The following is an 8,306-nucleotide window of genomic DNA, read 5'->3' on the forward strand; positions in this document are numbered from 1 at the left end:
TTGCAGTTCAAGGCACCGGCTAACGGCGTCTCCGATGTGGCGCTTCGCGGTGGGGTGCGAGCCAAGTCGATCCGGTTGGAGGATGCGGCCCACGCACCCTTGGCGGAGCTGGGCACGCTGGCGCTGCAGATCGCAGACCTGCAGCCGCTGCGTCACCGCGTGTCACTCAGTGCAGCCGATATCGATGGACTGGTTCTGCACGTCGCGCGAGATGCGCAAGGTCGATTCAACCTGCCGTCGTCCAGTGCGCTGCCCGCCAACGCCGAACCAACCCCAGCCAACCCGTGGCAGTTGGCATTGACCAAGCTGGCGGTGCATAACACCAAGATTCATTGGCGTGACAAGGCGGTGAAGCCAGCGGTGCAATGGGCAACCGAAGCGGTGCAGCTTCAGCTCGACAACCTGCGCTGGCCGCCCGCAGAAGGCGCAACGCCTGCGCGGCTGAGTGCAACGGCAAGCCTCTCGAACGCCGCCGCGCCACCTGCTGCTGGCGCTTCTGCGCCGCAGTGGAAGCTGGAAGGTGAATGGACGGCGGCCGGCGGTCAACTTCAGGCGCGCGGCAACGACTGGCCACTGGCCTGGGCGGCGCCCTACACCCAGGCGCTCTTGAAGCCGCGGCTGGAGGGCAGCCTGGGCTTCGAGGCGACAGCCAAGTGGCAGGGCGAACCGGGCGCGCAGTTGCCGGTGCTGCAGCTGGCAGACCTTCACGTGGCTGACTTTGCGGCTACCGAACCTGGTGAGCGCCAGGCCTCCGCCGCATGGAAGCAATTGCGTCTGACTGACCTGGAGATCGATCCGGCGCAACGCAAAGTCACGCTGGGCAAAGTTGCCTGGGACCAGCCGGCTGTGCGTGCGCGGCGCAACGCGGCTGGCGAGGTCGACCTGGCGCAGTGGTGGATGGCTCAGTCGGCCGCCACGACCGCCGCGCCAACTGCCGACGCGCCAGCCCAGGCGCCCTGGCAGGTGCACCTGCAAGAGGCCGCTGTGGACGGCGGCCGGCTCAGCTGGCGCGATGCCGTTGCGCAGAGCGCCGAACCGGTGGCGCTGGACCTGCAGCGCTTGAAGCTGAGCGTCCAGGCCTTGCAATGGCCCGCCACGGCAGGCTCGACCTCGCGTTGGCAACTCAGTGCCCAAGTGCCTGGCACCGGCGCCAACGCGCCCGCCGGCACCCTCAGTTTTCAAGGCGACGTGGGCCTGACGCCACTGGCGTGGCGGGGCACGGCCAGCCTGGTCCGTTTTCCCGTGCACGCCGTGGCGGCGTATGCCGGCGCGGCACTGCCGCTCACGGTTGGTCGGGCGGATGTGGGCTGGGCTGGTCAGGTCTCTGGTGGCTGGACTGCGGAAGGCTTGAGCCTGGCGCTTAAGGGGGAGGGCAGGCTGACGGATCTGCGGCTGTACCCGCGCGACGCCGCCAGCGCGGGCGCCGACGAACTGCTCAGTTGGCAATCGCTCGAGTTGCCCGCATTGCAGGTTGCCTTGAGTCCTGGCAAGCGCCCCCGCGTCGAGGTCGGCGAGGCTCGGCTGAACGACTTCTACGCCCAGCTGATGGTCAACGAAGCGGCGCGCTTCAACCTGACCGACCTGAATGCAGCGCCCGCCAATGCGGCCACACCGGAACCTGCCGCGTCGGCGGTGCCTGCCACCACCTCGGCCAGCGCCGAATTTCCGCTGGACCTGGTGGTGGGCGGGGTGCAGCTGAAGAACGGCCGGGTCGATTTCTCGGACCACTTCGTGCGGCCCAACTACAGCGCCGCCTTGTCCGAACTCAGTGGCAAGCTGGGCGGGTTTCGCAGCGGCAGCCGCGACATGGCAACGCTGGACCTGCGCGGCCGCGTCGCCGGCACGGCGCAGCTGGAAGTGAGTGGCGCGCTGAACCCGACGGCGCGCCCGCTGGCGATGGACGTGAAGGCGCGCGCCACCGATCTGGAGCTGGCGCCGCTGTCGCCGTATGCCGGCAAGTACGCGGGTTATGCCATCGAACGCGGCAAGCTGACGATGGACGTGAGCTACCGCATCGGCGCCGACGGCCGGCTCGACGCCGCCAACCAGATCGTGCTGAACCAGCTGACCTTTGGCGAGCGCATCGAGAGCCCGGACGCCACCAAGCTGCCGGTGCTGCTGGCTGTGGCCTTGCTGAAAGACCGCGATGGCGTGATCGACCTGAACCTGCCGATTGGCGGCTCTCTCAATGACCCGGACTTCAGCATCGGCGGCGTCGTCTTGAAGCTGATCGGCAACCTGCTGGCCAAGGCGGTGACAGCGCCGTTCGCGCTGTTGTCCGGCGGCGGCAGCGAAGACCTGAGCGCGGTCGAGTTCAAGCCCGGCAGCGTGCACCTGGCAGACACCGCCGCGCCTCAGCTCGACAAGGTGGCCAAGGCGCTGACCGATCGGCCCAGCCTGCGCCTCACGGTGACGGCATCCGCTGACCCGCAGGGCGAGCGCGACGCAATGCAAGCCGCGTGGCTGGACGAACGCTTGGCCGCCGAGCTGCGCAAGGACAAGCTGCGCGCCGGCGAGACGCTTGATGCGCCTGGTGGGGCAGCCCCGGTCGCGTTGCCGCCCGAGGAGCGTGCCCGTCTGGTGCGCCGCCTGTACAGCGAGGCCAAGTTGCCGAACAAGCCGCGCAACCTGGTCGGGCTGGCCAAGGACATCCCGGTCGACGAGATGGAAGCCCTGCTGCGCGCATCGCATGTCGTCAGCACGGACAATGCCCGCGAGCTGGCCTTGCAGCGCGGCTTGGTGGTGYGCGATGCGCTGATCGCCAAGGGGCTGCCGGGTGAGCGCTTGTTCCTGGCCGCGCCCAAGTTGCAGCTGGCCGGCGAAGACAACGAACACTGGACCCCGCGTGTGCAACTGAGCCTGGAAACTCATTGACGCCGTAAGGTTCTGACCCTCGTCGCCGACGGACTTGGCAACCAAGGAAACACAACATGAGCACGACTGAAACCATCACCCTGGCCGGCGGCTGCTTCTGGTGCCTGGAGGCGGTTTACGAACAGGTCCGCGGCGTGGTCGCCGTCGAATCGGGCTACAGCAATGGGCCGGTGCTGAACCCGAGCTACGAACAGGTGTGCGGCGGCGAGACCGGCCATGCCGAGGTTGTGAAGATCGAGTTCGATCCGGCGGTGGTGAGCCTGCGCGAGTTGCTGGAGGTGTTCTTCAGCATCCACGATCCGACGACTCGCAACCGCCAGGGCAACGACGTCGGAACGCAGTACCGGTCGGGCATCTACACCCACGACGAAGCGCAGGCTGCGGTGGCGCGCGAGGTGCTGGCCGAGGTCAACGCTGCAACGGGCAACCGGGCCGTTACTGAGCTGGCTCCGGTGGACAACTACTGGCGGGCCGAGGCCTACCACCAGCACTACTTCGTTCAGCACCCGGGCCAGGGTTATTGCGCCGTTGTCGTGGCGCCCAAGGTCGAAAAGTTTCGCCACAGCTTCACCCGGCTGATGAAGCCGGCGTAACGGTGCCGGCCCTCGCGCCCGGCGCCGTGCAGTCCTAGCGCAAACCCTCGCTGCACCGCTTGGGCGGGGTGTGCGGCCGCGGCAGCCCCGCCGCTACACTGGGTGCAGGGTGCCACCCCAACACGAACCAGCTGCCGCCTGCTGTTCATGATCGATGCCCCCCCGGCCACCGAACCTGACGCGCGTGCGTTGCTGTGCGCCGCCGGGCGCCTGGGCCGGTTCTGGCAGGACGCTGTCGCCGGCACCGAGGGTTGGGACGACGCCATCTTCCGCATACTCGGGCTGGACCCGGCGCAAGGCGTTCCGGCGGGCGGCTTGCTCAGCCGGCTGCACCCGCAAGACGCCAAGCGGGTGCGCGAGGCCTGGCCCGACCTGGCTGCGTCCACCGACAACACCACGCCAGCCGCCGCCTTGCGCTGCCGCATCCTGCGGCCCGACGGCGTGGTGCGACACCTGCAGTTGCTCGACGCGACGCCGGCCGCCGCCGATGCGTCGCCAGCCCCGCTGCGGTGGACGCTGGTGATCGACGACACCGACGCCGTCGACACCTACCGCGCGCAATGGGAAGACGAAAGCGTGATGGGCCGCGCCCTGACGATGGCCGGCATCTCGCTGTGGCACATCGACCTGGCGGCGCAACGTGTCTTCTACAACCAGCAGGGCTTTCGCATTCTGGGTGTCGACAGGCAGCCGCAAGGCGTGCGCCTGGACGATGTGCGCGCAGCCATCCACCCCGAAGACCGCGGCCTGATCGAGCGCGCAGCCGAAGAAGCGATGCGGACTGACCGGCTGGTCGACGCGGTGGCGCGATACCGCGATTCGGCCGGTGAGTACAAGAATCTGCTGACGCGCCGCTACCGCGTGCGTGACGAGCAGGGCCGCACGGTCGCGCTGCGCGGCATGTCGCTGGACGTGAGCGAGCTGGTGCGCGAGCGCGAACGCTCGCTGTCGCTGCTCGAGCGCATGCAGATGGTGGCCGAGACCATCGGCGTCGGCTTCTGGTGGCGAGATCTGGATGCGGGCACGTTCGAGTGGGACGRGCAGATGTACCGCATGCACCACCGCCAGCCGGACGAAGGGCCGCCCAGCCTGGACGAGTGGATCAGCCGTCACGTGCACCCGGCCGACCGCGGCTGGATGGCGGCGCGCCAGGAGGTGCACTACCACCAGTGGACGCCGGCGTCGGACGTGACCTTCCGCACCCTGGCGCCGGACGGCAGCGAACGCTGGATCCAGTCGTGGACGCGCCGGCTGATGCGGCACGGGCACCGCGTGTCGCTCGGCATCCATGTCGACATCACCGAGCGCCGGCGCGCCGAGCAGCGCGCCGAGTTGGAACGGCAGCGCGACCAGTTTGCGATCGAAGCCGCCGGCATCGGCGTGTGGGAGCGCCGTGCGCCGGACGGCATGCCGATCTACTGGAGTCCGACGATGTACCGGCTGCGCGGGCTGGATGTCGACGACCCGCGCCCGTTGCAGGACATCGTCGACGCCACGATGAAGCTGGCGGACGACGCCGAAGCCATGCGCCGGCTGCAGCATTGCATCGCCACTGGCGAACGCTTTGCGTTCGAGTTCGAGGTGACCTGGCCCGACGGCACCGAGCGCTGGCTTGCATCCACCGGACGGGCGGTGCGCGATGCCCATGGCAATGCAGTGGTGGTGGCCGGGGTCAACGTCGACATCACCGAGCGCCGCCGGATGGAACAGCTCTCCCGGGAGCGCGACCGGGCTCAGCAGGCGAGTGCGGCCAAGTCCGAGCTGATGGCGCGCGTCAGCCACGAACTGCGCACGCCGATGAATGCGGTGCTGGGCTTCGCCGACCTGATGGCCCACGACGCAGCACTGCCCGCGGCGCAGGCCGAACGCCTGGGTCGCATCCGCTCGGCCGGTACCCATCTGCTGGGCCTGATCGACGATCTGCTGGAGCTGTCGCGCGCGGACCAGGGCGGCCGCGCGGTGGACATGCAGGTGGTGCCATTGGCCGACGTGCTGCAGGACGCATTGCCATGGGTCGCGACGTTGGCGGCTGAATCAGGCGTTCAGGTGGTGGCCGACGACGTGCCGTCCGATGCGACCGTGCTGGCCGACCGGCGCCGACTCGGCCAGGTGCTGATCAACCTGCTGACCAATGGCATCAAGTACAACCAGCCGGGTGGCCGCGTCTGGCTTGATCTGCGGCCGACGCAGCTGGCAGATCAGGCCGCCTGGGAACTGACGGTGCACGACGATGGCCGAGGCTTGTCGCCGGAGCAGTTGCAGCGCCTGTTCGAGCCCTTCAACCGCCTGGGGGCCGAGCGCGAGGGCATTCCAGGCACCGGTATCGGCCTGAGCATCGTGCAGCAGCTGGTTGCCGGCATGGGCGGTGAACTGTCGGTCGACAGCCAATTGGGTGAAGGCAGCCGCTTCACCGTGCGTCTACCGRCTGCGGGCATCCAACCGCCGGGTGCTGCGGTCACCGCGGCGGCGCCGGGCGAGGCGTCCGAGGCCGCCAAGCCGGTCACAGTGGCTTTGCCTTCGGACGCAGCGCCGACGCTGCGGGTGCTCTACATCGAAGACAACCCGGTCAATGAGATGCTGGTGCGCGAGATGCTGAGCCTGCGGCCCGGCATCGTGCTGGACAGCGCGCCCGACGGTGGCAGTGGCATCAGCCAGGCCCTGGCCAGCGTGCCGGACCTGATCCTGCTCGATCTGCAGCTGCCGGACATGAACGGCATCGAGGTGATGAAGCGCCTGCGGCCCGAGCCGGCGTTGTCGAACTGCCGTTTCGTGGCACTGTCGGCCAATGCGATGCCCGAGGACGTGTCGCAGGCCCTGGCCGCGGGCTTCAACGAGTACTGGACCAAGCCGCTGAACCTGCAGCAGTTCCTGGCCGACATGGRTGCGTTGGCCAAGCGCCTGGGCCGCGCCTGAGCAGGTCAGGGCGCCAGACGCTCGCGCAGCCAGGCCCCGTCGACCAGCCTGTAGCTCAGCCGGTCATGCAGGCGCGACTTGCGGCCCTGCCAGAACTCCCAACGGTCCGGGCTGAGGCGGTAGCCGCCCCAATGCGGTGGCCGGGGCGGGTTCAGGCCGTGGCGAGCTGCGGCTTTCGCGGCGTTGGTCACCAATACCGCGCGCGAGCCGATCACCTGGCTCTGCGGCGAGGCCCAGGCGCCCAGGCGAGAGTCGAGCGGGCGAGAGCGGTAGTAGGCGTCGGATTCGTCGTCGCTGACCTTGTCGACCCGGCCTTCGATGCGCACCACGCGTTCCAGCTCCACCCAGTGGAACTGCAGCGCCGCAAATGCGTTGCCTGCCAGCTCGTGCCCCTTGCGGCTTTCGTAGTTGGTGTACCAGACAACGCCTTGCGCATCGAAGCCCTTKATCAGCACGATGCGGGTCGAGGGCCGACCATCAGGGCCCACGGTCGCCAATGTCATTGCATTGGGTTCGGGGACTTTGGCGGCGATGGCTTCATTCAGCCAGTTGGAAAACTGCTGCCAGGGCTCGGCGGCCGAAGCCGATTCGTCGAGCTCGGCACGCTCGTAGCTTTTTCTCAAAGCGGCCAGATCATCCATGCCTTGCAGTGTAGGGGCTAGGCCTTAGGTGATCGTCCCACTGGAACCGGAGACCCATCGCTCCCATCCTAGGGTCACCACAACAACTTGCGTTTGGGCGGCGCCTGGAAGGGGCGCCGAGGGGACGGACCAAAAAATGAAAACGCCACCCACCATCATCGTGCTGGGCGCCGGGCGGGGCAGCCGCTACACCGGTGCGCGCCACAAGCTGGCCGAGCCCTTGGCCAGCAGTGACAGCAGCGGCGACAGCGTGCTCGGCCGCACCGTGCGCAACGCATTGGCCAGCGGCTTGCCCGTGCTGGTGGTGACGACTGCGCGCTTCGCCGAAGAAGTAGGCGGTTTGGTGGCCAAGCGCGACATCGTGGTGCTGGGCGAAAGCAGCGGCGTGGCGCTGGGCGGCATGGGCGACTCGATCGCCGCAGGCGTGGCGGCTCGCCCAGGCGCAGGCGGCTGGCTGGTGATGCCGGCCGACATGCCGTTGGTGCGTCCGGCGACGATGTCTGCCGTGGCGGCCGGCCTGGGGCCGCACCCGGTGGCCTACGCGCAATACCAGGGTCGGCGAGGCCACCCGGTGGCCTTTGGCGGCGAGCTGTTCTCCGAGCTGGTGCGCTTGAGCGGCGAAGAGGGCGCGCGGCGCATCCTGGCCCGCTTCCCCGGCCAAGCGGTGGAGGTCAACGACCCCGGCGTGTTGCTGGACATGGACACCGAAGCCGATCTCGCCAGCCTGCGGGCGCACCTGGCCAGCGCCAACGCGTCACCGGCGGGGCCGTAGAGGCCCGCGGTCAGTCGCCGGCCAGGCGCATCAGCCGCTCGACCTCGCGGTCGCGGATGCCGCGGCGGCGAAGTTCCAACGCGGTTTCACGCAAGTACTCCAGCGTCGTGCCATAGCGGCCACGCGCGTGGGTCAGGATGTGCTGCATCTGGCTGTCACCGAGCCGGCCAGTGTGGCCCGGGCTGCTGCGGTGCAGGGTGAAGGCCAGCGCATTGACGTTGCCACGCGGCGTGCGGCAGGCCAGCCAACGCGGGTCGTAGACACCGGTCGGCATCTCACGCAGCCACAGCTGCCGCAACTCGGCCTCGGCCCGCTCGACTGGTACGCGAAACACCGCACCATGGCACGAGCCGCCGGCCATCAGCGCGAACACCAGCCCCGGCTGCGCCGGCGTGCCGCGGTTGACCCGCGAGCGCATGCGGAACGCGCGGTGCCAGCCATGCACCTGGGCCGGCACCTCGGCGTCGGTTTCGAACTCTCGCCGCCACAGCAGCGAGCCATAGCCAAAGATCC

Annotated in this window: 6 protein-coding genes; 4 read left to right on the forward strand and 2 right to left on the reverse strand. The window is 68.8% G+C overall.

Translation table 11 applies throughout. The features are described 5' to 3' along the window. The 3 genes from AC1DYI_RS20395 to AC1DYI_RS20405 all read left to right on the forward strand — a co-directional run. A partial coding sequence (locus AC1DYI_RS20395; protein WP_477205959.1) for a DUF748 domain-containing protein occupies nt 1-2,874 on the forward strand: 2,874 nt, incomplete at its 5' end. 56 nt (nt 2,875-2,930) lie between these two features. Further along, nucleotides 2,931-3,467, forward strand: a complete 537-nt coding sequence (gene msrA, locus AC1DYI_RS20400) for a peptide-methionine (S)-S-oxide reductase MsrA (protein ID WP_477205960.1) — start codon at nt 2,931-2,933, stop codon at nt 3,465-3,467. A gap of 147 nt (nt 3,468-3,614) precedes the next feature. Further along, nucleotides 3,615-6,380 carry a PAS domain-containing protein gene (locus AC1DYI_RS20405; protein ID WP_477205961.1) on the forward strand — a complete coding sequence of 922 codons (2,766 nt, stop codon included), beginning with the start codon at nt 3,615-3,617 and terminating at the stop codon, nt 6,378-6,380. Nucleotides 6,381-6,385: 5 nt separating this feature from the next. On the opposite strand, the gene pdxH is transcribed toward AC1DYI_RS20405, so the two are convergent. Continuing rightward, nucleotides 6,386-7,021 (reverse strand): pyridoxamine 5'-phosphate oxidase, encoded by a 636-nt coding sequence (gene pdxH, locus AC1DYI_RS20410; protein WP_477205962.1) that lies wholly within the window; start codon nt 7,019-7,021, stop codon nt 6,386-6,388. A 136-nt stretch (nt 7,022-7,157) separates the two neighbouring features. On the opposite strand from pdxH, the gene AC1DYI_RS20415 reads away from it, so the two are divergent. Then, entirely contained in the window at nt 7,158-7,793 is a 636-nt protein-coding gene (locus AC1DYI_RS20415) for a nucleotidyltransferase family protein (protein ID WP_477205963.1), read from the forward strand. A gap of 10 nt (nt 7,794-7,803) precedes the next feature. On the opposite strand, the gene AC1DYI_RS20420 is transcribed toward AC1DYI_RS20415, so the two are convergent. Beyond that, a complete protein-coding gene (locus AC1DYI_RS20420) occupies nt 7,804-8,304 on the reverse strand; it encodes a gamma-glutamylcyclotransferase (protein WP_477205964.1) in 501 nt (166 codons plus the stop codon). Between the last annotated feature and the right edge of the window lie 2 nt (nt 8,305-8,306).

The organism is Ideonella sp. P3_A4 (genome assembly GCF_056403075.1).

Coding starts and splice junctions, on each gene's coding strand:
- AC1DYI_RS20415 (WP_477205963.1), top strand. CDS start 7,158: ATGAAAACGCCACCCACCATCATCGTGCTGGGCGCCGGGCGGGGCAGC.
- msrA (WP_477205960.1), top strand. CDS start 2,931: ATGAGCACGACTGAAACCATCACCCTGGCCGGCGGCTGCTTCTGGTGC.